This is a genomic window from Pseudomonas sp. (assembly GCF_046581935.1).
GTDB lineage: Bacteria > Pseudomonadota > Gammaproteobacteria > Pseudomonadales > Pseudomonadaceae > Aquipseudomonas.
Genome location: NZ_JAYGFK010000012.1, coordinates 18,058 through 45,053, shown reverse-complemented (window position 1 = coordinate 45,053; position 26,996 = coordinate 18,058). Strand labels below are relative to the sequence as shown.

Genomic DNA, 26,996 nt, shown 5'->3' with positions numbered 1-26,996 from the left:
AGGTGTAGTGGTTATGAAACGTGTAGGTCTGATCGGTTGGCGCGGCATGGTAGGTTCTGTGCTGATGCAACGCATGCTGGAAGAGCAGGATTTCGACTTGATCGAACCGGTGTTCTTCACTACGTCCAATGTCGGGGGCCAAGGCCCGGCGATTGGCAAGGAAACGGCACCTTTGAAGGATGCCTACAGCATTGACGAGCTGAAAAGTCTGGACGTGATCCTGACCTGCCAGGGCGGCGACTACACCAATGAAGTCTTTCCCAAGCTGCGCGAAGCCGGCTGGCAGGGTTATTGGATCGATGCCGCCTCGTCGCTGCGCATGGACGATAGCTCGGTCATCGTGCTCGATCCGGTCAACCGCAAGGTGATCGACCAGCAACTGGATGCTGGCACCAAGAACTACATCGGTGGCAACTGCACGGTCAGCCTGATGCTGATGGCCTTGGGTGGCCTCTACGAAGCCGGTCTGGTTGAGTGGATGAGTGCTATGACCTATCAGGCGGCATCTGGTGCCGGCGCACAGAACATGCGCGAGCTGATCAAGCAGATGGGGGCGATCAACGCTTCGGTGGCTGATGAAATGGCAGATCCTGCCAGCGCCATTCTGGATATCGACCGCAAAGTGGCTGAAGCCATGCGTGGTGAGTCGTTCCCCGTCGACAATTTCGGTGTGCCGCTGGCCGGCAGCCTGATCCCCTACATCGACAAGGAACTGCCGAACGGCCAGAGCCGTGAAGAATGGAAAGGCCAGGCGGAAACCAACAAGATTCTCGGCCGTTTCAAGAACCCGATCCCGGTCGACGGTCTTTGCGTGCGCATCGGCGCCATGCGTTGCCACAGCCAGGCGCTGACCATCAAACTGAACAAAGATGTTCCGCTGGCGGATATCGAAGGCTTGATCAGTCAGCACAATCCATGGGTCAAGCTGGTGCCAAATCAGCGTGAAGCAAGCATCCGTGAACTGGGTCCGACTGCGGTGACAGGTACTTTGAGTGTGCCGGTCGGTCGTCTGCGTAAGCTCAACATGGGCTCGCAGTACTTGGGTGCGTTCACTGTCGGTGACCAGTTGTTGTGGGGTGCGGCGGAGCCGTTACGCCGCATGCTGCGAATTTTGTTGGAGCGTTGATCGCGCAGCGCTGGTAAGTAGCGCTAGCTATCTAAGAGGAGCGGGCTGTTGGGTGTTCGAATCAAATCGAGCGCTCAGCAGTTCGCTCCTTTGCATTTGGCGGGTGCGCCTATACAGTGCTGGGCTTATTTCCTCGAGCCTTGTCATGACCCGTACTTTTGATATTGCCGTAATTGGTGCCACCGGCAGCGTTGGCGAAACCCTGGTGCAGCTGCTAGAGGAGCGCGAGTTCCCGGTGGCCAATCTGCATCTGGTAGCCAGCGGTGAGTCAGCCGGGCGCTCCTTGTCTTATAAAGGCAAGAACCTGCGCGTACGTGATCTTGAAACCTTTGATTTCTCCACCGTGCGCCTGGCTTTCTTTGCTGCTGGCAGCAAGGTAACGCAGAAATATGCGGTTCAGGCGAGTGCTGCCGGTTGTGCGGTCATCGACTTGGCCAGTGGTTTGCCTGCTGCGCAGGCACCGCGGGTTATTCCAGAGGTCAATTCGCAAGCGCTGGCAAACCTTGCCGCTCCCTGCCTATTAACCAGCCCTAGCGCTCCCGGTATCGCGCTGGCCTCTGTGCTGGCGGCGCTGCCTAGCGCGATCAATATCCAACGTTTGACGGTGACCGCTTGCTTGGCTGTCTCCAGTCGTGGTCGTGAGGCAGTGTCCGAGCTGGCGCGGCAAACGGCTGAATTACTCAATGGTCGTGCGCTTGAACCTCGGTTGTTTGATCGGCAAGTGGCGTTCAATCTGCTGGCGCAGGTTGAGTCGACCGCTAGCGATGGACATACCGCGCTGGAGCGGCAAATAGCTGGCGAAATAAAGGAATTGCTGGGCTTGCCGCAACTGCCGGTTGCAGTGACCTGCATTCAGGCCCCTGTGTTTTTTGGCGACAGTTTGAGTGTTTCGTTGCAGGCGCAATCAGCTATTGATCTTCAACAGATCTATGCCGCATTGGAGGCTGCGCCGGCGCTGGAGTTGGTTGAGCTGAGCGATTATCCGACTGCGGTGGGCGATGCTGTCGGCCAGGATGTCATCTATGTGGGGCGTGTGCGCGGCGGTTTGGATGATTCTGCCGAACTCAATTTGTGGATTGCGTCTGATAACGTGAGAAAAGGCGCCGCGCTGAATGCTGTGCAAATAGCCGAGTTGTTGATAAAACACTATCTGTAAAAGATACTTACCTAGAAATTTGAAGAATCTTTCGAGCTTGGCAATACTGGCTGAGTTGATTGCTGAATGGGGACACACCTTAGGGTGTAACAGGCAGCAATTTTCAAGATCCTCTCGCTTGTCGAGAAAAAAGAAAAAACAAGGGATAACGCTATGGTTCGGGTTCGCAAACTGGTGCTGGCAATTGCAGCCGCTTCGGCGCTGTCATCCGGTATGGCGCACGCGCTGGGGTTGGGTGAGGTTACCCTGCAATCAGCGCTCAATCAGCCATTGGTCGCTGAGATCGAGTTGCTGGAAGTGCGAGACCTGGCTTCCAATGAGGTTATTCCGACCCTGGCATCTCCCGAAGCGTTCACTAAGGCGGGCGTAGATCGTCAGTACTTTCTGACCGATCTTAAATTTACCCCGGTACTTAAACCCAATGGCAAAAGTGTCATTCGGGTCACGTCCAGCAAGCCGATGCGTGAGCCCTACCTGAACTTCCTGGTTGAAGTGTTGTGGCCCAGTGGCCGTTTGCTTCGTGAGTACACGGTGCTGCTCGATCCGCCACTGTACACCCCGCAAAGTGTTGTTCCTGCCGCCGCGCAACTACCAGTCGCTACACCTGCGCCACGAATCCAAACTCCCGCCCCGCGTCCTGTATCTGTCGCAAGCAAACCTGCTAGTTCGGCCTCAGGTGTGGCCCCAGCCCCCGTAGCCGCCCCAGTTGCCAAACCACTGGAAGGCAATGAATACAAAACCACGGCCAATGACACCCTCTGGGAAATTGCCCAGCGCGCCCGCGCCGGTGGTAGCGTGCATCAGGCCATGCTGGCGATTCAGGATCTGAATCCGGATGCCTTTATTGGTGGCAACATCAACCGCCTGAAAAGCGGTCAGGTGCTGCGTCTTCCTGATCAACAGCAGGTCAAAAGTCGCGCTCAAGGCGAGGCGATTGCCCAGGTTGCTGAGCAGAATGCAGCATGGCGTGAAGGCCGCAGTATTGCTGCCAGCACCCGCCAATTAGATGCAACCAAACGCACCAGTGCTGCAGTAGCGCCTGCGAAGGTTGAGGCTAGTGACAGCCTGAAACTGGTTGCTGCCGATAGCGGCAAAGCTACTGCAGGCAGCGACAAGGGTTCTGCCAACAGCAAGGCTCTGTCCGATAAGTTGGCCGTTACCCAGGAGAGCCTTGACTCCAGTCGCCGCGAAAACGACGAGCTGAAAGGCCGCATGACGGATCTGCAGAGCCAACTCGACAAACTGCAGCGTCTTATTCAATTGAAAGATGATCAAATGGCCAAGCTGCAGGCTGATCTAGCTGCGCAAGGTAAGGCTCCAGTTGTTGCACCTGTTGCTGCTCCCGAAGCACCGGTTACTGCTGAAACTCCGGTAGAGCCAGCTCCGGCACCGGCAGTAGCACCACAAGAGCCAGTCGTCACTCCAGCCCCTGTTGAACCTGCGGCAGAAGAGCCTGATTTCAATTACAGCGAAGAGCCAGCTGCTGAGCCAGCAGCGCAAGAGCCCGTGCCTGTTGCTGCACCTGAGCCTGCGCCTGCGCCAGTTACCCCTGTCGTTGAACCTCCTGTTGTTGCAGAGCCTGCTGCTGAGAGCGGCGCCTTTGACGATGTTTTGGCTAATCCAATGCTGCTGGGTATTGCTGGTGGCGGTGCGCTGCTGGTGCTGCTTGTTGCGTTAATGATGCTGTCTCGTCGTAACGCTCTCAAGGAAGCTGAGCTGCAGGAAAACCTGGCTGCTGAGAATGCACCTTCTGGGTTGGGCGCTGACTTGGATCTGTCTGATGACAGCTTTGCCGGTTTGAATGATGATTTGGGCAACTTAGATCCAGAAGCGCCGAGTGAGGAGCGTGTTACCGCGCAAACCGCTGATGCACTGGGTGAGGCGGATATCTATATCGCCTACGGCCGCTTCCCTCAGGCTGCCGAGTTGCTGCAGACCGCCATCAATGATGAGCCTCAGCGCAGTGATCTGCGCCTGAAGTTGATGGAGGTTTATGCCGAGATGGGTGATCGTAATGGTTTCGCCCGTCAAGACAATGAACTGCGTGAAATTGGTGGTAGCGCGGCTGAAATCGACCAGATCAAGGCCAAGTATCCGGCAATGGTTGCTGCTGGCAGTGCCGGTTTTGCGGCTGCAGCGGCTGCTGAGGATGACTTTGATAACTTCAGTCTTGATGATCTGACGCTGGATGAGCCAGCGCTTAAGCCTGCTAATGGCGATCAGGATGATGCATTTGACTTGAGTCTGGATGATCTTGAATCCGAGCTGGATCGTGACCTGCAGGCGGCAGGTGGCAGATCTTCAATGAATGACCTGTCGCTCGATAATGATCTGGACTTCAACTCTCCTATTGAGCAAGCCAGCAATAAAGATGATGACTTGGACTTTGCCCTCAGCTTGGACGACAGCAACAGCTCGAGCTTGACACCAGCTGACGATTTGGCTGATTTCAGTCTGGATTTGGATGCTCCTGCTACTCCAGCAGAGGCTGCCGAGGATGATTTCCTCCTGAGCCTCGATGATGAGCCAACCGCTGTGCCAGCTGCTGCCGAGCCAAGCTTTGATCTGCCTGCAGATGAGGCCGCTGATGACTTCGATTTGTCGGCTGACTTCGATCTTTCATTAAATGATGAAGCGCATGCTCAGCCGTCGAGTGATAGCTTTGCGGCTCAATTGGATGAGGTTAGCGCTGAGTTGGACTTGCTCTCTGATGATCTGGATCAGCCTGCTGCTTTTGATGCGCCGACAAGCGCTGATACTGCTGCGCTCGACAATGACGATGACTTTGATTTCCTTTCGGGCACTGATGAAACAGCTACCAAGCTCGATCTAGCTCGCGCCTATATCGATATGGGTGATACCGAGGGTGCTCGCGATATTCTCGATGAAGTCATCACTGAAGGTAATGAAGGTCAGCAACAAGAAGCGCGTGAGCTGATCGCTAAATTGGTCTGATACATGTCTGATGGTCTTACTACAACGGCAGCCGACTCGGCTGCCGTTGGCGTTTTCAAGATAGCCCTTGGTGTTGAGTACAAAGGTTCACGCTATCGCGGTTTTCAGCGGCAACGTGCTGGCGTGCCTTCCATTCAGGAGTCGCTGGAAAAAGCCCTGGCGAAAGTCGCCGGTGGCGTCCCCGTTACCTTGAGTTGCGCCGGGCGTACCGATGCTTTGGTGCATGCCAGTGCCCAAGTGGTGCACTTCAATACGCCTGTTGAGCGCTCCATGCACGCCTGGGTCATGGGGGCAAACATGAACCTGCCCGGTGATATCAGCGTGACCTGGGCTAAGTCGATGCCGGCACATTTTGATGCGCGCTTTTGTGCCAAGGCACGGCGTTATCGCTATGTGATTTATAACGACCAGATTCGTCCGGCGCATATGGCTGAAGAGGTGACCTGGAATCATCGGCCGCTAGATATCGAGCGCATGCGTCAAGCTGCAGCGGCCTTTATCGGGACTCATGACTTCAGTGCATTTCGGGCACGCCAGTGTCAGGCTAAGTCGCCAATTAAAACGGTGCACCACTTGGAGTTGTTGCAGTACGGCCGTTTTATCGTGCTGGATATCCGCGCCAATGCCTTCTTGCATCACATGGTGCGCAATATCGCTGGTGTGCTGATGACCATCGGTACGGGTGAACGACCCATTGAGTGGGCGCAGGAAGTGCTAGAAACCCGCGTGCGCCGCACCGGTGGCGTGACCGCGCATCCTTATGGGTTATACCTGGTTCAGGTTGATTACCCTGAAGAGTTCGATTTGCCCAAGCGCTATCTTGGGCCGCATTTTCTCTCCGGCTTGCCGGATGTTGTGGCTGAGGCTGCGAAGGCTGATGCTTAAATGTTGCTAATTTTTTGCGGTCGCGCAGCTTGCTTATAAGTGTCAGCAGCACCTAGCATCCGGCTTTCGCTGAATTAATTGAGGTCATCCTGTTGTCAGCCGTACGCAGCAAAATTTGTGGCATTACCCGTATTGAGGATGCATTGGCAGCTGTCGATGCTGGGGCGGATGCTATTGGTATGGTGTTTTATGCCAAAAGTCCGCGAGCTGTTACGGTGCAGCAAGCACGTGCAATCATTGCGGCCTTGCCGCCTTTTGTGACCACGGTAGGCCTATTTGTCGATGCTAGTCGCTGCGAGTTGGGCGAAATCCTCGATGCGGTACCGCTTGATCTGCTGCAGTTCCATGGCGATGAGAGCCCGGCTGATTGTGACGGGTATCACCGGCCATATATCAAAGCGTTGCGGGTCAAGCCTGGCGATGATATCGCCGCGCAGGTTGCGCTTTACAAGAATGCCAGTGGTGTCTTGCTGGATACCTATGTGCCAGGTGTTCCGGGAGGTACAGGCGAGGTGTTCGATTGGGCGTTGGTGCCGCAGGGCTTGAGCAAGCCGGTGATCTTGGCTGGCGGCTTGACTGCTGAGAATGTTACGCAGGCTATTACGCGCGTCCGCCCTTATGCCGTTGATGTCAGTGGTGGTGTGGAAATTGCTAAAGGCATCAAGGGGGCGGAGAAGATTTGCGCATTTATGCAGGCAGTAAAGACTGCCTGAGGTGTTCGGGTGGATGTGACGGCGCTGCTGGGTTGGCCGTCCATAACCCTGTTGCAGGGTTTAAGAACGCTGCAGACGGTCGTTCGAGGGTGGCGGGTGTTACAGGTGGCGCTGTAATGGCCATGCACCGGCCCCTGGAACGGCAGTACTAATGAATTTTCCCGGTAGGTCTGTTCACGTATAGAGCAGCCCGTCCGGATAACCGCTTTGGGGAGTCAAGAGCATGAGTAACTGGTTGGTAGATAAACTGATCCCATCGATCATGCGATCCGAGGTCAAGAAGAGCTCGGTGCCCGAAGGCTTGTGGCACAAATGCCCATCTTGCGAGGCTGTGCTGTATAAGCCTGAGCTGGCCAAGACCCTAGATGTCTGCCCCAAGTGTAATCACCACATGCGTATCGACGCCCGCGCACGCCTGGATATTTTCCTGGACGCAGAGGGGCGTGAGGAGCTGGGTGCTGAGCTTGAGCCGGTCGACCGTCTGAAGTTTCGTGACAGCAAGAAATATAAGGATCGCCTTGTCGGTGCACAGAAGCAGACCGGTGAGAAGGATGCGTTGATTGCTATTCGTGGCACTTTGGAAGGTATGCCGGTAGTTACCTGTGCATTTGAGTTTTCCTTTATGGGTGGCTCGATGGGTGCAATCGTTGGCGAGCGCTTTGTGCGTGCGGCCAATGCAGCCCTTGAGCAGCGTTGCCCGTTGGTTTGCTTCGCCGCATCAGGCGGTGCGCGTATGCAGGAAGCGCTGATCTCGTTGATGCAGATGGCGAAAACCTCGGCTGTACTGGCGCGTTTGCGTGAAGAAGGTATTCCGTTTATTTCGGTACTAACTGACCCGGTATATGGCGGCGTATCTGCCAGCCTGGCTATGCTTGGCGATGTCATTGTTGCCGAGCCTCGTGCGCTGATCGGCTTCGCTGGTCCGCGCGTGATTGAGCAGACTGTACGTGAAAAACTGCCGGAAGGTTTCCAGCGCAGTGAGTTCCTGCTTGAGCACGGCGCTATCGACATGATCATTCATCGTGCCGAGCTGCGTTCGCGTCTGGCTCGTCTGTTGGCTCAATTTATGGGACTGCCATCACCTGTGGCTTTGCCGGCAACTGCATGACTGAGCGCTCCCTTGCTGATTGGTTGAGCTACCTGGAGCAACTGCACCCCAGCGCCATTGATATGGGGTTGGAGCGTTGCCGGGTAGTGCTACAGCGTCTTGGCCTGGGCAAAATTGCGCCACGGGTGATCACGGTCACCGGTACCAATGGCAAGGGTTCGACGTGCGCTTTCATTGCTTCTTTGCTGCAAACGCAAGAACTGCAGGTCGGCGTTTACAGTTCGCCTCACTTGCTGCGTTATAACGAGCGGGTGCAGATTGCTGGTGTTGAGGCCAGTGATGCCATGCTCTGCGAAGCCTTTTCTGTGGTTGAGGCTGCTCGCGCTGAAATCTCCCTGACTTATTTTGAAATGGGCACCCTGGCTGCCTTCTGGTTGTTTCAGCAGGCTGGTTTGGATGCGCTGGTGCTCGAAGTTGGGTTGGGTGGGCGGCTTGATGCGGTGAATCTGCTGGATGCCGACATCGCGGTAGTCACCAGTATTGGTATCGACCACTCTGACTGGTTGGGCGATAGCCGTGAGTCCGTAGCCTTTGAAAAAGCGGGCATCTTCCGGGCGGGCAAGCCTGCGCTGTGTGGTGATCTTGATCCGCCGAAGCCTCTACTTGACCAGGTGGAGTTGTTGGCTGCGCCGTTTTTCTTGCGCGGGCGCGACTATGACTTGCATGTTGATGTGCAAGGGTGGTCTTGGTCTGGTCGTGACCAGCAAGGCGAAGTGCTGCGCCTGACGCAGTTGCCACTGCTTGATCTGCCTATGGAGAATGCGGCCTTGGCTTTGCAGGCCTACGCCCTTATGCAGCTGCCTTGGCAGCCTGAGGCTGTCCGTGAGGCGCTGCTGCAGACCCGGGTGACCGGGCGTCTCGATCGTCGAATGCTAAATTGGCGTGGCAAGTCACTCACGTTGTTGCTCGATGTTGGGCATAATCCCCATGCAGCTGAATATCTGACAAAGCGCCTGGCAAATGGAGTATCGCCAGATAAGCGCTTGGCTGTGTTTGGCTTGCTGGCGGACAAGGATTTGTCTGGCGTTGTGGCTCCTCTGTTAAGCGAAGTGGGTGGTTGGGCGGTTGCGCCATTGCCGACCAGCCGCACGCGTGAGGTTGCTGAGTTGTATGCACACTTGCGTGAGTGTGGGGCCAGTGTTGCGGCCTATGCCAGTGTGCAGGCTGCGCTCGAGGCGCAATGCGAGCAGGCTGTGGATGGTGATGAAATACTGCTGTTTGGATCTTTCTATTGCGTGGCCGAGGCCCTGGATTGGCTGGCCCGCCAAGCCAATGGGGGCGTGCAGGATGGCTTTGCTGGATAAAGGATTGAAGCAGCGTATGGTCGGTGCGCTGGTGTTGCTGGCGCTGGCAGTGATCTTTCTGCCCATGCTGTTATCGCGTCAAGATGAGTCACGTCGGGTGCAGGTCGATGCACCTGAGATGCCGGCTGCACCAGAGGCGCCAAGTATCGAGGTGCAGTCGGTGCTCGTTCCCGAACCGCAAATACTGCCCGATGAACCGGTTGGCCTTGATGCTGCGCAAAGTCTGGAGCCGCCTGAGGCTCCTGCAGTCGAGGAGCCCGCCACTGCGCCTAAGCCGGCTGCAGCAAGTGCACTAGCAGCAACGAGTGCGCCTGCTGCTATACCACCAGCGGCCTCCAGTAAGCTGGATGCCAACAGCTTGCCAATTAGTTGGTCGGTGCAGTTGGCTAGCCTGTCTAGTGGTGATGGTGCGCAAAAACTGCAGAAAACCTTGCGTAGTCAGGGCTATAACGCCTATATCCGCACCTTTGATGGGATGAACCGAGTGTTCGTTGGGCCATTGATTGAGCGTGCGGAAGCGGATCGTCTGCGTGATCAGCTCAATCGCCAGCACAAACTCAATGGTTTTGTGGTGCGTTTTCAGCCTGAAGCCGGCTGATTGGTTAATCCTGTGGCGTGCCCAGGCCTGATGTATTGGCCTGGGATAAGCTGCTCAAGCATTTCAGCAGTTGGCGAATCCTTTGCTTACTCACTGCGCGGGTGCTCTGCTAAAATGCAGCGCCTTTCCCGTTGGTAACCTGCATCGTGGCATTCACCTGGGTCGATTGGGCGATTATCGCCGTTGTCGCCGTTTCAAGTCTTATCAGTCTTAGTCGAGGCTTTGTTAAAGAGGCCTTGTCTCTACTTACCTGGATTATTGCCGGTGTGGTTGCCTGGATGTTCGGTGGCGCATTGTCGCAGCACCTGGCGGGCTTTATTGAAACGCCCTCGGCGCGAGTGATTGCAGGTTGCGCAATTCTATTCGTGGTCACCTTGCTGGTAGGGGCGCTGGTCAATTACCTGATTGGTGAGCTAATCAGGGTCACAGGGTTGTCGGGAACGGATCGGTTCCTCGGTATGGTCTTCGGCGCCGCGCGCGGCGGCCTGCTGGTCGTGGTGTTAGTCGGCTTAATAAGCCTGGCCCCCGTTCAGCAAGACAGTTGGTGGCAGGAGTCAGCACTTCTGCCGCATTTCCTGATGGTTGCAGATTGGTCTAAGAACCTGATTCTAGGGCTGTCCAGTCAGTGGCTTGCCAGCGGCGTAACGACGCCGGTGGAGTTACCGTTTAAAGAAGCGTTACTGCAGTCTCGGCTGCCGTAAGTGCATTGAGAATCATCCTGTTTCATTACGTAGGGGTTGCGTCACATGTGCGGCATTGTCGGTATCGTCGGTAAATCGAACGTCAATCAGGCGCTGTATGACGGGCTCACCGTCCTCCAGCACCGCGGCCAGGATGCTGCCGGTATTGTTACCAGTCATGATGGTCGCCTGTTCCTGCGTAAGGACAACGGCTTGGTTCGTGATGTCTTCCAGCAGCGCCACATGCAGCGCCTGGTCGGTCACATGGGTATCGGTCATGTTCGTTACCCGACGGCGGGCAGTTCCAGTTCTGCCGAAGCACAGCCGTTCTACGTTAACTCGCCGTATGGCATCACACTGGCGCATAACGGCAACCTGACCAATGTTGAGCAGTTGGCCAAGGAGATCTACGAGTCTGATCTGCGTCATGTGAACACTAATTCCGATTCGGAAGTGCTGCTTAACGTATTTGCCCACGAGCTGGCGCAGCGCGGCAAGTTGCAGCCGACTGAAGAAGATGTGTTCGCTGCTGTGACCGACGTGCACGAACGTTGTGTCGGTGGTTACGCGGTTGTGGCGATGATCACTGGCTACGGTATTGTCGGCTTCCGCGATCCTAACGGCATTCGTCCGATCGTCTTCGGTCAGCGCCACACTGATGAAGGTGTGGAGTATATGATCGCCTCGGAAAGTGTTTCGCTGGACGTGCTGGGTTTTACCCTGATCCGTGATTTGGCACCTGGCGAGGCGGTGTACATCACCGAAGATGGCAAGCTGTTCACTCGTCAGTGCGCGGCGAATCCGAAGTATGCACCGTGCATCTTTGAGCATGTCTATCTGGCACGCCCGGATTCGATCATGGACGGTATCTCGGTGTACAAGGCACGCCTGCGTATGGGCGAGAAGCTGGCCGACAAGATTCTCCGTGAGCGTCCGCAGCACGACATCGATGTGGTCATTCCGATTCCTGATACCAGCCGTACCTCTGCGTTAGAACTGGCCAACCACCTGGGTGTGAAGTTTCGTGAAGGCTTCGTCAAGAACCGTTATATCGGCCGTACCTTCATCATGCCGGGGCAGGCTGCGCGTAAGAAGTCCGTGCGCCAGAAGCTCAATGCCATTGAACTGGAGTTCCGTGGCAAGAACGTGATGCTGGTGGACGATTCCATCGTGCGCGGTACTACCTGTAAGCAGATCATTCAGATGGCCCGAGAAGCCGGTGCGAAGAATGTGTACTTCTGCTCGGCAGCCCCAGCGGTGCGTTATCCGAACGTGTATGGCATTGATATGCCTAGCGCGCACGAGCTGATCGCACACAACCGCACTACCGAAGAAGTGGCCGAGCTGATTGGTGCTGACTGGTTGATCTATCAGGATCTGCCTGACCTGATCGAGGCAGTCAGTGGTAGCAAGAAGATCAAGATCGACAATTTCGACTGCGCGGTGTTTGACGGCAAGTATGTGACCGGCGACGTCGATGAGGCCTACCTGAACAAAATCGAGCAGGCTCGTAATGACCTCTCGAAGGTCAAGTCTCAGGCCGTCAGTGCAATTATCGATCTGTACAACAACTAAGCTGTGCACAGCCCGTTGCGACGGGCTGGTGAGAGGATTGGCAATGACGAGTGAATGGCAAGCCGGGCGTCTGGACAGCGATCTCGACGGGGTGGGCTTCGATACCTTAGCGGTACGTGCGGGTCAGCATCGCTCGCCGGAAGGCGAGCACAGTGAGGCGATCTATCCGACGTCCAGCTATGTGTTTCGTACGGCTGCCGATGCGGCAGCGCGCTTTGCTGGTGAAGTGCCGGGTAACGTTTATTCGCGCTACACCAACCCGACTGTGCGGGCTTTTGAAGAGCGCCTTGCTGCTCTGGAGGGTGCTGAGCAGGCAGTTGCTACTTCATCCGGTATGTCCGCGATTCTGGCCATCGTTATGAGCTTGTGCAGCGCTGGGGATCACGTGCTGGTGTCGCGCAGCGTATTTGGTTCGACCATCAGTCTGTTTGAAAAATACCTCAAGCGTTTTGGCGTTCAGGTCGACTACGTGCCGTTGGCTGATCTTAATGGCTGGGCTGCTGCATTCAAGCCCAACACCAAGCTGTTGTTTGTCGAGTCGCCATCTAATCCGCTGGCTGAGTTGGTGGATATTGCGGCTCTGGCGGAGATCGCCCACAGCAAAGGCGCACTGCTGGCGGTGGACAACTGTTTCTGTACCCCTGCATTGCAGCAGCCGATCAAGCTCGGTGCTGACGTGGTGATGCACTCTGCGACCAAATACATCGACGGCCAGGGTCGCAGTATGGGCGGCGTGGTGGCGGGCAAGGCTGAGTTGATGAAAGAGGTGGTGGGCTTTTTGCGTACCGCTGGGCCGACGCTGAGCCCGTTCAATGCCTGGATCTTCCTCAAGGGGCTGGAAACCCTGCGTATTCGCATGCAAGCGCATTGCGCCAGCGCGCTGCAATTGGCGCAGTGGTTGCAGCAACAGCCAGGCATCGAGCACGTTTACTACGCGGGTTTACCTAGCCATCCGCAGCATGAGCTGGCCAAGCGTCAGCAGAGTGCCTTTGGTGCGGTGGTGAGTTTTGAGGTAGCGGGTGGTAAAGAGGCTGCCTGGCGCTTTATCGACGCCACGCGCGTGATCTCGATCACCACCAACCTCGGTGATACCAAAACCACCATCGCTCATCCTGCAACCACGTCCCATGGCCGTTTGACGCCAGCTGAGCGTGCCAGTGCTGGTATTCATGACAACTTGATTCGTGTAGCAGTCGGCTTGGAAGACTTGGCGGATCTGCAGGCGGATCTCGCTCGCGGTCTAGCTGCACTCTGAATCAGTAGGTCGTGGCCTGAAGTAAAAAGCCTCGGTTAATCCCGGGGCTTTTTTGGTTCTATGCTGCGGTTCTATTGGCTAGTAGGTCGGGTATTACCGCGATAGTGATACTGCGGGTAAGTCGGGGCCGGGTTTGGCCGGCTCATCGCCGCTTATGGGGCTGCTTGTTACGCGCTATCGTGAGTTCTTCACAGCAAGCCAGTGCTCTTGATCAGCATTTGTTGGTGCTCGGGTGTGGGCCATCGCTACTTGGTTCCTGGCGGCTCTGTCGGTGACTTGTTGGCTTATCGCTAAGGATCACAGTTTATTGATGCGGGCGGAGTTATTTGCAGTTTCACGAGGCTGAATGAGTTGGCCGTGTAGCTCGTTGGTGTCTGGTGTAAGCGGGGTAGTCGTTTGGCTGGTTTGACGGATACCTTCGTGCTAATTCGGGCCGCTGCATATTGGTGCGTGGCTTTTATGGTGGCGCTTGCTGCGAGTAGCGTTTTTTCACTTATTTTAGAAAAACTTGAAGCAGGGTATTGACTTAGGTGCGGCCCTTGCGTAAATTTCGCGCCTCACAAGCAGCGGGTGATTAGCTCAGCTGGGAGAGCAGCTGCCTTACAAGCAGCGGGTCGGCGGTTCGATCCCGTCATCACCCACCACTCTTGTGAAACCGGACGAAAGTCCACCGACGCGCAGCGGTAGTTCAGTCGGTTAGAATACCGGCCTGTCACGCCGGGGGTCGCGGGTTCGAGTCCCGTCCGCTGCGCCATATTTTCCAGCCTGAGATCCTTCAGGTTGAGATGGAAAAGCCTAAAGGCTGATTCATCAGATGAAGCAAGAGTTGTACGGACGTAAGTCCACCGACACGCAGCGGTAGTTCAGTCGGTTAGAATACCGGCCTGTCACGCCGGGGGTCGCGGGTTCGAGTCCCGTCCGCTGCGCCATATATGAAGCCCTCAGGTAGCGATACCTGAGGGTTTTTTATTGCGCGCGACATTCTGTCATCTTGTGTTCATTTGTCTTCTTTAGCCTGATTGGCATGTTCTTTGTTAATGCATTGAGCATTAGCTGACTTGTCGAATAAGAGGAATGGGGAATGGATGATTATCAAGAAGAACTGCTGGATGCTCGTGCCACTGATTTAGACGTGCCAGAGCTTGAAGAAGATGCTACTGAGCTTTGAGCGTTGCCAGAGCAGCTACAGCGCGCGACGTTGCTCGCGGCGGTACTCGCCGGGGGTTTGCTGGTTCCAGCGTTTGAACGCGCGCTGGAACGCCTCGGCAGAGGCAAAACCGAGTAGGTAGGCGATTTCGCCGAATGCCAGTTCGGTGTCGCGGATATAGGCCATGGCCAGGTCGCGACGGGTGTCGTTGAGGATGCTGCGAAATTGCGTACCTTCTTCGGCCAGCTTGCGCCGCAGGGTCCAGGTCGGTAGCTGCAGGCGCGCAGCCACTTCTGCCAGATCCGGTTCGCGGCCATGCAGCAGTGGGCCGAGCAGCTGAGTGATTCGCTCACGCAGGTTGCGCGTGCGAGTCAGTTGCGTCAGTTCCCGCTCACAGATTTCCAGCAGGTGCCGCCAGGTGCTCGGGCAGTGCTCCGGGTTACGCAGGTTTAGGCTCTGCTGATTCAGGCGCAGCTGGTTGTGTTCACTGGCAAATTCCACCGGGCAGGCAAATAGCTCGGCATACTGCGCGCAATAATCAGGCGCGGGAAACTCTATCTGCACCTTCTCTACAGGTAATGCTTGTTGCGCCAGCTTGCTGAGTTGTTGCGTCCAGCTTGCCAGCACCGAATCGACGACGAAGCGGTTATAGGCGTTGTACGGGCTGATGGAATAGAAGCGCAGCCAGGTGCCCCGATTGTCTTCGTGCAGGCTGGATTGGCCGCGGTAATTACTGGCATACAGCGGTTCGAAACGAATCAATGCGCGCGCCGCTTCCCGCACCGTCGGTGCCTGCATAGCAGTGACACCGGCCAGACCAAGTTGGCTTAGGCGGCTGGTTTGCCCCATCAGCAGGCCCAGCCCCGGCTCGTCGCATTGCTGGATAGCGGCATGCCCTAGGCGCATATAACGCGGGATCGACAGTCGCGCACGGGGTTCGGCCAGGCGTGCGGCATCCAGGCCGTAACTGTCGAGCAGCGGTTGTGGATCCTGGGCGCAATCGCGCATGGCATCGGCCAGGCTGTCGACAAAGCCGACTGATAGATCACCGAGTTTGACCCGCGTGCTTTTCAGCATTGCAACGTTATCCCTCTGCGCTCATTCAGTTTTGGGCATTTAGATAGGGTGTCAGGGTAGGCAGGTACTTGGGCTTTGCCAAGACTCGCTGCTCTTTTTGATCATTAGGTTGTTACTTTAGGTCATTGAGCTGTTCGGCGCGGCTGATTATCGTCTAGACCATACTCGACCGCGACCCGTTAAGAGGTTGCGGCATCCGTGAAAGCCAACACCCGATGTGGAGATATCCATGACTGCTCTGTACCCCAATCTGCTGGCCCCGCTCGATCTGGGCTTCACCACGCTGAAGAACCGCACCCTGATGGGCTCGATGCACACCGGGTTGGAAGAAAAGCCCAATGGTTTCGAGCGCATGGCGGCCTATTTCGCCGAGCGCGCCCGTGGTGGCGTTGGCTTGATGGTGACCGGTGGTATTGGCCCGAACGATGAAGGTGGCGTGTATTCCGGCGCAGCCAAGCTGACCTCCCCGGAAGAGGCGGAAAAGCACAAGATCGTTACCCGCGCCGTGCACGCAGCGGACGGCAAGATCTGCATGCAGATTCTCCACGCGGGTCGCTATGCCTACAGCCCTAAATCGGTCGCGCCGAGCGCGATTCAGGCGCCGATCAATCCGTTCAAGCCGAAAGAGCTGGACGAGGAAGGCATCGAGAAGCAGATCCAGGACTTTATCAACTGCTCCGTGCTGGCCCAGCAGGCCGAGTACGACGGCGTTGAGATTATGGGTTCGGAAGGCTATTTCATTAACCAGTTCCTCGCCGCCCATACCAACCACCGTACCGACAGTTGGGGTGGCAGCTACGAGAACCGCATGCGCCTGCCGGTGGAAATCGTCCGCCGTGTGCGTGAGGCTGTTGGCCCGAATTTCATCATCATCTATCGCCTGTCGATGCTCGACTTGGTTGAAGGCGGCAGCACCTGGGACGAGATCGTCCTGCTGGCCAAGGCCATCGAGAAGGCCGGTGCGACCATTATCAACACGGGTATCGGCTGGCATGAAGCGCGTATCCCGACCATCGCCACCAAGGTGCCGCGCGCTGCGTTCACCAAAGTCACCGCCAAGCTGCGCGGCGAGGTGAGCATTCCGCTGATCACCACCAACCGTATCAACACACCGGAAGTGGCCGAGCAGGTATTGGCCGAAGGCGACGCCGACATGGTCTCCATGGCCCGCCCGTTCCTCGCCGATCCGGACTTCGTAAACAAGGCAGCAGAAGGCCGCGCCGACGAAATCAACACCTGCATCGGTTGCAACCAGGCCTGCCTGGATCACACCTTCGGCGGCAAACTGACCAGTTGCCTGGTCAACCCGCGCGCCTGTCATGAAACCGAGCTGAACTACATTCCAACCACTGCCGTGAAGAAGATTGCCGTGGTCGGTGCCGGTCCGGCGGGCTTGTCCGCGGCCACCGTGGCTGCCGAGCGTGGCCACAGCGTGACCCTGTTTGATTCGGCCAGCGAAATCGGCGGCCAGTTCAACGTGGCCAAGCGCGTGCCGGGCAAGGAAGAGTTCGTTGAAACCCTGCGTTACTTCAAACGCAAGCTGGAAACCACTGGCGTCGAGCTGCGCCTGAACACCCGTGTGTCGGCCGGCGAACTGGCCAAGGGCGGCTATGACGAAATCATCCTGGCCACCGGTATTGCGCCGCGCACCCCGGCCATCCCGGGTATCGAACATGTCAAGGTGGTCAGCTACCTGGATGCCATCCTTGAGCGCAAGCCGGTCGGCCAGAAAGTCGCGGTGATCGGCGCGGGCGGTATCGGTTTCGACGTCTCCGAGTTCATTACGCATCAGGGTGAATCGACCAGTCTCAATCGCGATGAGTTCTGGAAAGAGTGGGGGATCGACGGTGCACTGGAAGCGCGCGGCGGCGTGGCGGGTATTCAGGCCCACCCACATCCGGCGGCGCGTGAGGTGTTCCTGTTGCAGCGCAAGAAATCCAAAGTCGGTGATGGTCTGGGCAAAACCACCGGCTGGATCCACCGTACCGGGCTGAAGAACAAGAATGTACAGATGCTCAACTCGGTCGAGTACCTCAAGGTCGACGACGCCGGCCTGCATATCAGCATCGCTGGCGGCGAGCCGCAGGTATTGCCGGTGGATACGGTGATCGTCTGTGCCGGGCAAGACCCGCTGCGTGAGCTACAGGAAGGGCTGGAAAGCGCCGGGCAGATTGTGCACCTGATTGGTGGTGCCGATGTGGCCAGCGAGTTGGACGCAAAACGCGCGATCAACCAGGGCTCGCGCCTCGCCGCCGAGCTGTAAGCAGGTAATGCCCCGCCCAGTGCGGGGCGTTTTTTATGTGGCCTAAAACAATAAGGAGAAGCCCGTGTCCGATAATCCTCAGTTACAGACAGAAGCCGCTGCGACACTGGCGCAGTGGCATAGCCTGATGCAAAAGAACGACCTCAGTGCGTTGCCCGAGTTGCTGCATCCGCAGGCGGTGTTTCGCTCACCGATGGCTTATAAGCCGTATGCGGGGGCGCCCATGGTTTCGCTGATTCTGAATACGGTGAGCAAGGTGTTTGTCGATTTTGCCTACCACCGCGAACTGATCAGTGCCGATGGCCTTAATGTGGTGTTGGAGTTCAGCGCCAAGGTGAACGAGCGCGAGCTCAAGGGCATCGACATGATCCGCTTTGATGAGTCCGGCAAGATCGTCGAGTTCGAGGTGATGATTCGCCCCATGAGTGGCCTGCAAGCGCTGGGGGAGGAAATGGGCCAGCGGTTGGCACCTTTTCTGGCTGCGGCCAAGCGCTGAGGCGTTGCACCAAGCCCATCACAGTTTCACCCTGTTAGCCGGTTTTCGTGGCGTGTTGCCAGGGTGACTGCCAACCCAGTCACATTGCTGGGTTGGCTTATTCCCCTAGACTTGTCCGAACAAGGATGGAGCACCAGCAACTGGTGTTTGTTAAGGTTCGTCATGATTTTGACGGTCTTGCTATGTGCGCCAGTTTTTGCGCAGCATACGTCGGGTCTGTCGCACGCTGAGCGGACCATCCTGTTTCGGTCTAGAGGAAAACCAATGAGCATGCAGAACAAGCCGCAGATGGTCGAGGCCGTGTTGTTCTTCAGCGAGCGCGGTGCTATCTGCAAGCAAATGTTCTTCACGGAGTTCGAGGCCTTGCTCGATGGCGTTGTGAATATGCCCGAGTTTGCTGATCAACAGATGCGCGTGGCTTATGTATCAATCAACCCGCGCTTATTGATCAAGGCGTTGGTGTTTTTCTATTTGGATTTCGATGAAAAGGGCGCGCCCGACTCCGGCTGGAATCTCCCGTTGCAGCACCTGGCGGAGCGTGCCGGGCGTGGCCCTGATCTGGGAGGCGGGCCGATCCGCTTGGCTTGCCGCAGCCAGTGCCCGGTTTCCTGGCATCAGATGCATCTCTGGGACCCCAGTCTGACCCCAGGCAATAACGACTTGGCAATGCTGCGTGATGCGATCAAACGCAACAGCCTTGGTTTACTCGTTGAGGATGAACATGCCCAGGCGGTTGCGCCCGAACGCCTGCAAATGGCCTCTGAAGATAAGTGGTATGCGTCTGATCCGGCCCAGGACGAAGCGGCCAAGGTCAATCAAAAGCTTGATCAAGAGCAGCGCCTGAAAGCCGCCCAGTTGATCAAGCAACAACGTTTGCGCATCACTAGCCTGACGCAGCAGTACGAGGATGAGTTGGCTAAGTTCAAGCTGACCAGCGATGAGCAAAGCAAGAACCTTCAGGCGCAGATCCATGGTCTGCATCAAGCTTTGCGACAGCAAGAAGAGCACAACGCGGCGCTAAAGGCCCAGTTAGCGGTGCAGGCGGCTAGCTTCCAAACCGCCCGTGAAGATATGACCGAGCAGTTGCGTGCGCTGGAGCGCGATGGTCGCAGTGAAAGCGACAGCCTGCGTGCGCAATTTGAAGGTGAGATGCAGGCCAAGATTGCTGCAGCGGTTGCTGGATTCAAAGAGCAGATTGCTATTCGTGATGTTGAGCTGGCTTATCGCAGCGAGCAGGATGCTCAAGCGCGTCAGGAGATCAATCGCCTCAAGAGCGCCTATGCCGATTTGGCCAGTCAGGGGGGGGATCAGATTCTTGAGCGCTTGGCCAAGCTCGGTGTGGTCTTTGTGGTTTATCACCCGGGGGCTGGTCACCTGACTATTCCGTTGCAGGACGTCGCGGTTTACCAGGACAACCCGCTGGCCTATGCCGCCGCCAAATGTTTTGTCAGCGAAGAGCAGTACCGCCACTGGCTCGCGCACTATCAACAGCCAAGTTGCGAAGCCTTGCTGCCAAGTGGCGAGCGCTGCGCCATTCCGATTGATCGGATTGATACGCCTAGCCGTTTTGTTTTGGCTGAGTCCAACTGCTGTTCGCGGCACAAGGCTAGTAGCCGTTTACGAACTGTCGTCAGTTGAATTTGCCTGTTGTCCTGCCTGACTGGGTTCCCGTGGCTCCTTTGCAAGCCTTGCGGCTTGATTGGGCCGACGCTGCCGGGGTTGAATTGGCGGTGTTGCGATTAGACCTGCTTGATCCGCTAATCAGTGGCAACAAGTGGTTCAAGCTTGTTCAGCACCTGGCTGCTGCTCAGGCCAGTGGCGCGACAGGTGTGATTAGTCTGGGTGGTGCACATTCCAATCACCTGCATGCTCTGGCTGCTGCCGGTAAGCGTTTCAATTTCCAAACGGTTGGGTTGTTGCGCGGTCACCCGCAGCAGACGCCGACTGTGCGTGATCTGCAGGCTTTCGGTATGCACGTGGATTGGCTGGGCTATGCGGGCTATCGAGCGCGGCATGAGGCGGATTTCTGGCTGCCATGGCAGGCGCAATATCCAGGGTTTTATAACGTACCTGAGGGTGGTGGTGGCTTGCCGGGAGCGTTGGGCTGTATGAGCCTGGTGCAGCAAGTGCGCAAGCAACTGCCGGCTCTGGGGTGGAACGATTACGATGCCTGGTGGTTGGCTGCTGGTACGGGGACCACTCTGGCCGGCTTGATGTTAGGCGAGGCGGCTGCGCATCCGGTTTATGCGGCGCTGGCCGTACCTGCAGATCATGGTGTCGAGCAGCAGGTGCAGGCGATTGTGCAGGCTGCTGGTATGCCGGTTGGCGATTATCACCTGCATGAAGCTAGCCGTGGCGGTTTTGCCAAAGTGGATGCGCAGTTGCTCGACTTTATGCATATGACAGAGGCTGCCACTGCCTTGCCGCTTGAGCCGCTGTACACCGCCAAGGCGTTAATGGCGTTGCGCCAGCAAGTCCGGGCCGGTTACTTTGCTCGCGGCAGCCGCGTGGTGTTTGTGCATACCGGTGGTCTGCAAGGTCGTGCTGCTGCGTTATTGCAGCACGCAGGTGTAACACAGCTAGACTGAACCCAACCAGCGGAGCCTGGATATTCCATGAGCGAACCCCTTAACCCCGAACAGTTACGCAGCCTGACGCCGCTTAATGTGTTGTCTGAGCAGCAATGGCGCGAGCTGCGTACGCAATTGGTCCCACAGCCGTTGCTGGCGGGGCAGTTGTTGTTTCGCCCAGGGGATCAGGCGCGGTTGACCTACTACCTGCTGGCCGGCGAGTTGCTGTTGCGCTCTATTGATGGTCAAGAGCAGCGTTTGCAGGTCGGCAGTGAAGCCAGTTGCCACCCCTTATCGCCGAGTTTGCCGCGTTTGCATGAGGCGCGGGCGCTGACCGATGTCAGTGTGCTGGCGCTGGATACCGCGACGCTCAATCGCCTGCTTACCTGGCGCTTGGCCTATCAGGATCTGTTGCTGGAGCTGGGGCAGAACCATGATGAGGTCGAGTGGCTAGAGCGGCTTCTGGAAAATCCGCTATTCGCCAAAGTGCCGCCGTCAAATGTTCGCGCGATGCTTGGGCGTCTGCAGCGCATTGCGCTGGACGCAGGCAGCACCGTTCTATTGGAAGGCGCAGCAGGCGACAGTTGCTACTTCTTGAAAAGCGGCCGGGCCGAGGTGATTCGCGGTGCTGGCAGTGCCAAGCAGGTGTTGGCCGAACTGGAAATTGGTGCGTGCTTTGGTGAGGAAGCGTTGCTGGCCGACAGTCCGCGCAATGCCACAGTAACCATGCTTGAGGATGGTGTGGTGTTGCGCCTGGATCGCCAGGACTTCTTCGCGTTGCTCAAAGCACCGGTGGTCGATGAGGTGTCGCTGGGTGAGGCGTCCCGTTTGCTGGCGTCAGGCGCGCAGTGGTTGGATGTGCGCTTGCAAGACGAGTATGAGCGCGCTCATGCGCTGCAATCACTGCATATGCCACTGCAGCTGCTGCGCCTGAAGGCCCGGTTGTTGGACAAGGCGCGCACCTACCTGTGTTACTGCGACAGCGGCAAGCGTAGTGACAGCGCGGTGTTTCTTCTGTCACAGCTGGGTTACAGCGCTTATGCCTTGCGTGACGGGGTGGATGCTTTGCCGGCATTACAGCGCGATGCGCTGCTCTGTGAGAGTGGGGCGGGTTACCTGGCCCGCTCGGGTGGCCGCACCGAGCGCAGCGTATAAGCGCGAGTGGCTTGTCTGGCTAATCGCCAGGTTGGGTTGGCCAGCAATCATTCACTAGAAAAACCCGCTGCATTTCCTGCCAGCAACCCTGCGGGCCTTCGATCAGGTGCACGAGCAACTGGGTGTTGGCATCGTTCGGCAATGTTGCCAGCCATTGTTTGAACTGCTCATGCGGCCACAACTGTTGCCCATCGATGCGCGCAGGTGCCAGCCAAGCCTGGCGTGCCAACGGTTGCCAATGGCCCGGGTTGTGGGCGGCAAAGTTCGGCCAATCCTTACGGTGTAGCCAGTGTCCACGCAGGTGCGTGGGGTCGCCGCCGTGCGGCGCGTTGTATGGCTGCTGCCACGGGTAGAACAGGTAGCCAGCCAGCCATAGAGCGGCTTGTGGTTGGGCAATATTGCGTTCGCCCAACGCCTGTTGCGCTTCCAGGCGTGTTGAAAGCGGCAGTTGATGCTGGCCTAGGTGTGCCAGTTTGATATCCAGGCGGTCGTGGCTGCCGGGACCGAGCCAGTCTGCCAGGTCTTTACCGTCGGCATGTTGCCGGCCTAGGTAGAGTTTGATGGCCAGTTCCAAGTGGTGCACGCCTTGCTCATCGCGCAGCAGCATGTCCAGCTCGCCTAGCGTGTGGCCTTGTTGGCGGATGGCAAGATTAGCTGCCAGCACTTCAATGTCGGGAGCCGCATGCAGGGCGAATTGCCAGAGGCGTTCGTAGTACAGGCCCAGGCGACGGACCGACTTTTGGCTAAGCCAATGCGTCAGCGCCTGGCTGTCAGCATCCAGATTCAACAGCCAGCCCGCCAGTTCGCCGGGGTGTTGGCTCCAGCGACTGGCGCTGAGTGGGTGGCGCTGTGGCCAGGGCGTTTGCGCCAGCAGTGGGGGTGAAAGTAGCGCCCAGGCCAGGTCACGTACGGCGGGGTCGCGTAGTTGTGAGGGTAAGTCGGTCAGTGAGTGAAAGGGCATCATGCAGCGAGCATAGCGCAGAGCCGGTCAGCGGTTTGCCGCTAGCATGGGCTTTCGCCCATAATCCGGACCTTAGATTTACAGCCTGGCGGGAGCACCATGGAGCAATTTCGTAATATCGGCATCATTGGTCGGCTGGGCAGCACCCAGGTTCTCGACACTATTCGCCGGCTGAAGAAATTTCTGCTCGCTCGTCACCTGCATGTGATTCTCGAAGACACCATCGCCGAAGTGCTGCCGGGGCATGGTCTACAGACCTCGTCACGGAAGATTCTCGGGGAAATCTGCGACCTGGTGATCGTGGTTGGTGGTGACGGCAGTATGCTGGGTGCCGCACGGGCACTGGCGCGGCATAAGGTGCCCGTGCTGGGGATTAACCGTGGCAGCCTGGGCTTTCTCACCGATATTCGCCCTGATGAGCTGGAGGTAAAGGTCGCGCAAGTGCTCGAAGGGCACTACCTGACCGAGAACCGCTTTCTGCTTGAGGCGGAAGTCCGACGGCATGGTGAAGCCATTGGCCAAGGCGACGCGCTGAATGACGTGGTGCTGCATCCGGGTAAATCCACCCGGATGATTGAGTTTGAGTTGTATATCGATGGCCAGTTTGTTTGCAGTCAGAAGGCCGACGGCCTGATCGTGGCGACCCCAACCGGTTCTACCGCTTATGCGTTGTCGGCGGGTGGACCGATCATGCATCCCAAACTGGATGCCATTGTTATCGTGCCGATGTACCCGCACACATTGTCCAGTCGGCCGATTGTGGTGGATGCCAGCAGCGAGCTGAAAATTGTCGTGTCCAAGGACTTGCAGATTTATCCGTTGGTTTCCTGCGACGGGCAAAATCACTTCACCTGCGCGCCCGGCGACACCATCACTGTGGCCAAGCGTCCACAAAAGCTTCGCTTGATTCATCCGTTGGATCACAACTACTACGAAGTCTGCCGCAATAAGCTGGGTTGGGGCAGCCGGCTTGGAGGGGGCGATTGATGCACCTCGACCTCGCACGTGGTTACGATCTGATTGGTGATATTCACGGTTGTGCGAAAACCCTGGAGCGCTTACTCAGCACCCTGGGTTATCGCCAGCAGGCTGGGGTATGGCGTCATCCGCAGCGTATGGTGATTTTTCTCGGTGATCTGGTCGACCGTGGCCCGCGTATCCGTGAGGCGTTGCATCTGGTGCGCGACATGGTCGTGGCCGGGCAGGCGCTATGCATCATGGGCAATCATGAGTTCAATGCCTTGGCCTGGAGTACGCCGGCAGCGCCAGGCAGTGGCCGGCAGTTCGTGCGCGAACATACGCCTCGGCATACGCGGCTGATCAAGGAGACCCTGGAGCAATTCGAGGCCTACCCAGCTGAGTGGCGGGAATTTCTCGACTGGTTTTATGAGTTGCCCTTATTTCTCGATGCCGGGCGTTTTCGGGTGGTGCATGCCTGTTGGGACGAAAGTCTGATCGAGCCACTGCGTGCGCAGTTTGCTGATGGCTGTATCGATGAGCATTTCCTTCAGGCCTCTGCGGTGCACGGCAGCTTTGCCAATACGGCATTTGATCGTTTGCTGCGCGGCACTGACATGCGCTTGCCACACGGCATGACCTTGACCAGCGATGATGGCTTTACCCGCGCGCACTTTCGCACCAAATTCTGGGAGGAAGATCCGCAAACCTATGGTGATATCGTCTTCCAGCCCGATGCGCTGCCGGAGCTGGCGGCGCAGATGCCGCTCAGCGAAATGCAGAAGACCGAATTACTCAAATATCGCGCTGATCAACCGCTGCTGTTTGTTGGCCACTACTGGCGCAGCGGTAAGCCCGCGCCGATTCGCAACAACCTGGCGTGCCTGGATTACAGCGCGGTGCTCAATGGCAAGCTGGTGGCGTATCGGCTCGACCAGGAAGCACGCCTGGATGCCAGCAAGTTTGTTTGGGTCGATGTCGATAGCCCGGAGGCTCGGCCATGAAAGCAGTTGCGGCGATGCGTCTATCCACGCAGGTCGACCTGAGTGGTTTTATTGGCCTGCTACAGCGCTTGCAGGTGACCCATCGCGTGGCGGAAGAGGCAGGCGAGCAGGTGCTCTGGGTGCCTGATGAGCAACTGGCCGAGCAGGTGCGAACGCTGTATGCACGTTATCCGCAAGGCGATGCCGCGATAACGCTTGAGTCGCCGCCAATCGCGACGAGTGCCATGCCAGGCTTTATTCAGCAGTTGCGCACCAGTCGCATGACTGCGGTGGTTCTGTTGCTATGTTTTGTCGCCGCCGCTATCACGCTGCTTGGCGATAACCTGGAAGCGGTGAGTTGGCTGAGCTTTATCGACTACCGCGTGCAGGGTGATTACATCTACTTCGCCAACCTCAATAACACGTTGGCCAGCGGCCAGTGGTGGCGGCTGGTCATGCCCATGTTGATTCACTTCGGTTGGCTGCACCTGGCGATGAATAGCCTGTGGTACTGGGAGCTTGGCCGGCGTATCGAGTTTCGTCAGGGCGCTATCGGCCTGCTGGGGTTGAGTTTGTTGTTTAGTCTGGCGTCGAATTTTGCGCAGTACTGGTGGGCCGGCCCTTCATTGTTTGGCGGGCTGTCTGGGGTGCTGTATGGCTTGCTCGGGCATTGCTGGATCTATCAGCGCCTGGCCCCGAACAATGCCTATCGCTTGCCGCCCGGTGTGCTGGTGATGATGTTGGCCTGGCTGCTGATCTGCATGACAGGCATCTTCGAATTGCTGCAGTTCGGCGCGATTGCCAATGCCGCGCACGTAGGCGGTCTGTTGGCAGGTTGTCTAACTGGGCTGCTCGGCGGGTTGCTGGCGCGTCAGCAGCGCAGTTAGTTGTGCAACAGGCTGGTAAACTGCCACTTTGTATTTGGAGGCGCCATGTCGTCCTTTCTTGAAGCAATTGAAAACATCACCCCTGAGATTTATCAAAACCTCAAACTGGCTGTTGAAATCGGCAAATGGCCGGATGGCCGCAAGCTGACCCAAGAGCAAAAGGAGCTGACCCTGCAAGCGCTGATTGCCTGGGAAATGCACAACCTGCCCGAAGAAGAGCGCATCGGTTATATGGGCCCGCAAGAGTGCAGCTCGAAGTCCGAGGCGGTTCCTAATCTGCTATTCAAATCGTCGGATACCCTGCACTGATGAGTGAGTTGGCGCGTGGTGCCCTGAGCAAAATGGCAGTGCAGCTGGATGCCCCCGTGCAGTACAGCTTTCGTCTCGGCGATGAACTGCTGCCGGTTAATCCACTAATTGGAAAAACCCTGCGCCTGGAGTTCCTCGGTGCGATCCACTGCAGCCATTGCGGGCGCAAAACCAAAAGCAGTTACAGCCAAGGTTATTGCTACCCCTGTATGCAAAAGCTGGCGCAGTGCGATATCTGCATCATGAGCCCGGAGCGCTGCCACTACGACGCCGGCACCTGCCGCGAGCCGAGTTGGGGCGAGCAGTTTTGCATGACCGATCACGTGGTTTACCTGGCCAACTCGTCGGGCGTGAAAGTGGGTATTACCCGTGCCACGCAAATTCCGACACGCTGGATTGATCAAGGTGCGACCCAGGCGTTGCCGATTCTGCGCGTAGCCACTCGCCAGCAGTCCGGCTTTGTTGAGGATCTACTGCGCAGCCAAGTGGCGGATAAAACCAACTGGCGGGCCTTGCTCAAGGGCGATGCCACGCCGGTCGATCTGCTCGCCGTGCGCGAACAGCTGTTTACCAGTTGCGGCAGCGGCCTGACTGAATTGCAACAACGCTTTGGTCTCCAGGCCATTCAGCCGCTGAGTGAGCAGCCGGTGGTGCAGATTGCTTATCCGATTGACGCCTACCCAGCCAAGATCAACAGTTTCAATCTGGATAAGAACCCACTGGCTGAAGGCACGCTGCTGGGTATCAAGGGCCAGTACCTGATGTTCGACACCGGTGTGATCAATATCCGTAAATACACTGCTTATCAGTTGGCCGTCCACGAACTGGCCGCCTGA

The 26,996-nt window shown here is 57.3% G+C and carries 23 protein-coding genes and 3 tRNA genes; 24 read left to right on the top strand and 2 right to left on the bottom strand.

From position 1 onward, the window contains the following. Positions 1 to 13 precede the first annotated feature (13 nt). From asd to VCA57_RS07920, 14 genes are all read left to right on the top strand, one after another. Positions 14 to 1,126, top strand: a complete 1,113-nt coding sequence (asd, locus tag VCA57_RS07985) for an aspartate-semialdehyde dehydrogenase (RefSeq protein WP_411184444.1) — start codon at positions 14 to 16, stop codon at positions 1,124 to 1,126. Between the two features lie 145 nt (positions 1,127 to 1,271). Beyond that, entirely contained in the window at positions 1,272 to 2,282 is a 1,011-nt protein-coding gene (locus VCA57_RS07980; protein ID WP_411184443.1) for an aspartate-semialdehyde dehydrogenase, read from the top strand. Between the two features lie 153 nt (positions 2,283 to 2,435). Beyond that, entirely contained in the window at positions 2,436 to 5,237 is a 2,802-nt protein-coding gene (locus tag VCA57_RS07975) for a FimV/HubP family polar landmark protein (RefSeq protein ID WP_411184442.1), read from the top strand. Positions 5,238 to 5,240: 3 nt separating this feature from the next. Continuing rightward, positions 5,241 to 6,122, top strand: a complete 882-nt coding sequence (gene truA, locus VCA57_RS07970; RefSeq protein WP_411184441.1) for a tRNA pseudouridine(38-40) synthase TruA — start codon at positions 5,241 to 5,243, stop codon at positions 6,120 to 6,122. A gap of 92 nt (positions 6,123 to 6,214) precedes the next feature. Further along, positions 6,215 to 6,835 (top strand): phosphoribosylanthranilate isomerase, encoded by a 621-nt coding sequence (locus VCA57_RS07965; protein WP_411184440.1) that lies wholly within the window; start codon positions 6,215 to 6,217, stop codon positions 6,833 to 6,835. Between the two features lie 223 nt (positions 6,836 to 7,058). Next, a complete protein-coding gene (accD, locus tag VCA57_RS07960; protein ID WP_411184439.1) occupies positions 7,059 to 7,943 on the top strand; it encodes an acetyl-CoA carboxylase, carboxyltransferase subunit beta in 885 nt (294 codons plus the stop codon). Continuing rightward, on the top strand, positions 7,940 to 9,247 hold the full coding sequence (folC, locus tag VCA57_RS07955; RefSeq protein WP_411184438.1) for a bifunctional tetrahydrofolate synthase/dihydrofolate synthase: 1,308 nt from the start codon (positions 7,940 to 7,942) through the stop codon (positions 9,245 to 9,247). The genes accD and folC overlap by 4 nt, the downstream gene beginning before the upstream one ends. Further along, positions 9,231 to 9,845: an SPOR domain-containing protein gene (locus tag VCA57_RS07950; RefSeq protein ID WP_411184437.1), complete on the top strand. Its 615-nt coding sequence runs from the start codon at positions 9,231 to 9,233 to the stop codon at positions 9,843 to 9,845. Before folC ends, VCA57_RS07950 begins: the two co-directional genes overlap by 17 nt. Before the next feature lie 146 nt (positions 9,846 to 9,991). Continuing rightward, positions 9,992 to 10,546, top strand: coding sequence for a CvpA family protein (locus VCA57_RS07945; RefSeq protein ID WP_411184436.1), 555 nt, complete (start codon positions 9,992 to 9,994; stop codon positions 10,544 to 10,546). 45 nt (positions 10,547 to 10,591) lie between these two features. Further along, entirely contained in the window at positions 10,592 to 12,100 is a 1,509-nt protein-coding gene (gene purF / locus VCA57_RS07940; protein WP_411184435.1) for an amidophosphoribosyltransferase, read from the top strand. Positions 12,101 to 12,143: 43 nt separating this feature from the next. Continuing rightward, entirely contained in the window at positions 12,144 to 13,355 is a 1,212-nt protein-coding gene (locus VCA57_RS07935) for an O-succinylhomoserine sulfhydrylase (RefSeq protein WP_411184434.1), read from the top strand. Between the two features lie 568 nt (positions 13,356 to 13,923). Further along, positions 13,924 to 13,999: transfer RNA gene (locus tag VCA57_RS07930), tRNA-Val, on the top strand. 33 nt (positions 14,000 to 14,032) lie between these two features. Then, a tRNA-Asp gene (locus VCA57_RS07925) sits at positions 14,033 to 14,109 on the top strand. A 98-nt stretch (positions 14,110 to 14,207) separates the two neighbouring features. Further along, positions 14,208 to 14,284, top strand: a tRNA-Asp gene (locus VCA57_RS07920). 254 nt (positions 14,285 to 14,538) lie between these two features. Here the strand turns inward: VCA57_RS07920 and VCA57_RS07915 are convergent. Further along, positions 14,539 to 15,579 (bottom strand): AraC family transcriptional regulator, encoded by a 1,041-nt coding sequence (locus VCA57_RS07915; RefSeq protein ID WP_411184433.1) that lies wholly within the window; start codon positions 15,577 to 15,579, stop codon positions 14,539 to 14,541. Positions 15,580 to 15,808: 229 nt separating this feature from the next. Here VCA57_RS07915 and VCA57_RS07910 point away from each other — a divergent pair, with 229 nt between their 5' ends. The 5 genes from VCA57_RS07910 (at position 15,809) to VCA57_RS07890 (ending at position 22,063) form a co-directional block, all read left to right on the top strand. Further along, positions 15,809 to 17,842, top strand: a complete 2,034-nt coding sequence (locus tag VCA57_RS07910; protein ID WP_411184431.1) for an FAD-dependent oxidoreductase — start codon at positions 15,809 to 15,811, stop codon at positions 17,840 to 17,842. A 64-nt stretch (positions 17,843 to 17,906) separates the two neighbouring features. Beyond that, positions 17,907 to 18,338 carry a nuclear transport factor 2 family protein gene (locus VCA57_RS07905; RefSeq protein ID WP_411184430.1) on the top strand — a complete coding sequence of 144 codons (432 nt, stop codon included), beginning with the start codon at positions 17,907 to 17,909 and terminating at the stop codon, positions 18,336 to 18,338. Between the two features lie 264 nt (positions 18,339 to 18,602). Continuing rightward, a complete protein-coding gene (locus VCA57_RS07900; protein WP_411184429.1) occupies positions 18,603 to 19,976 on the top strand; it encodes a chromosome partitioning protein ParA in 1,374 nt (457 codons plus the stop codon). 41 nt (positions 19,977 to 20,017) lie between these two features. Beyond that, positions 20,018 to 20,926 (top strand): 1-aminocyclopropane-1-carboxylate deaminase/D-cysteine desulfhydrase, encoded by a 909-nt coding sequence (locus tag VCA57_RS07895; protein ID WP_411184933.1) that lies wholly within the window; start codon positions 20,018 to 20,020, stop codon positions 20,924 to 20,926. Between the two features lie 27 nt (positions 20,927 to 20,953). Next, positions 20,954 to 22,063 carry a cyclic nucleotide-binding domain-containing protein gene (locus tag VCA57_RS07890; protein ID WP_411184428.1) on the top strand — a complete coding sequence of 370 codons (1,110 nt, stop codon included), beginning with the start codon at positions 20,954 to 20,956 and terminating at the stop codon, positions 22,061 to 22,063. 19 nt (positions 22,064 to 22,082) lie between these two features. Here the strand turns inward: VCA57_RS07890 and VCA57_RS07885 are convergent, their stop codons facing one another. Then, on the bottom strand, positions 22,083 to 23,027 hold the full coding sequence (locus VCA57_RS07885; RefSeq protein ID WP_411184427.1) for a DUF1853 family protein: 945 nt from the start codon (positions 23,025 to 23,027) through the stop codon (positions 22,083 to 22,085). Positions 23,028 to 23,123: 96 nt separating this feature from the next. Here VCA57_RS07885 and VCA57_RS07880 point away from each other — a divergent pair, with 96 nt between their 5' ends. From VCA57_RS07880 to VCA57_RS07860, 5 genes are read left to right on the top strand one after another with little or no spacing between them, the layout of a single operon-like run. Next, positions 23,124 to 24,011 (top strand): NAD(+) kinase, encoded by an 888-nt coding sequence (locus VCA57_RS07880; protein WP_411184426.1) that lies wholly within the window; start codon positions 23,124 to 23,126, stop codon positions 24,009 to 24,011. Beyond that, on the top strand, positions 24,011 to 24,985 hold the full coding sequence (locus tag VCA57_RS07875; RefSeq protein WP_411184425.1) for a metallophosphoesterase: 975 nt from the start codon (positions 24,011 to 24,013) through the stop codon (positions 24,983 to 24,985). Before VCA57_RS07880 ends, VCA57_RS07875 begins: the two co-directional genes overlap by 1 nt. Further along, positions 24,982 to 25,851, top strand: a complete 870-nt coding sequence (locus VCA57_RS07870) for a rhomboid family intramembrane serine protease (protein WP_411184424.1) — start codon at positions 24,982 to 24,984, stop codon at positions 25,849 to 25,851. The genes VCA57_RS07875 and VCA57_RS07870 overlap by 4 nt, the downstream gene beginning before the upstream one ends. 45 nt (positions 25,852 to 25,896) lie before the next feature. Beyond that, complete coding sequence (locus tag VCA57_RS07865; protein ID WP_411184423.1) at positions 25,897 to 26,160, top strand: YeaC family protein; 264 nt, start codon at positions 25,897 to 25,899, stop codon at positions 26,158 to 26,160. Further along, positions 26,160 to 26,996, top strand: coding sequence for a DUF2797 domain-containing protein (locus tag VCA57_RS07860; protein ID WP_411184422.1), 837 nt, complete (start codon positions 26,160 to 26,162; stop codon positions 26,994 to 26,996). Before VCA57_RS07865 ends, VCA57_RS07860 begins: the two co-directional genes overlap by 1 nt.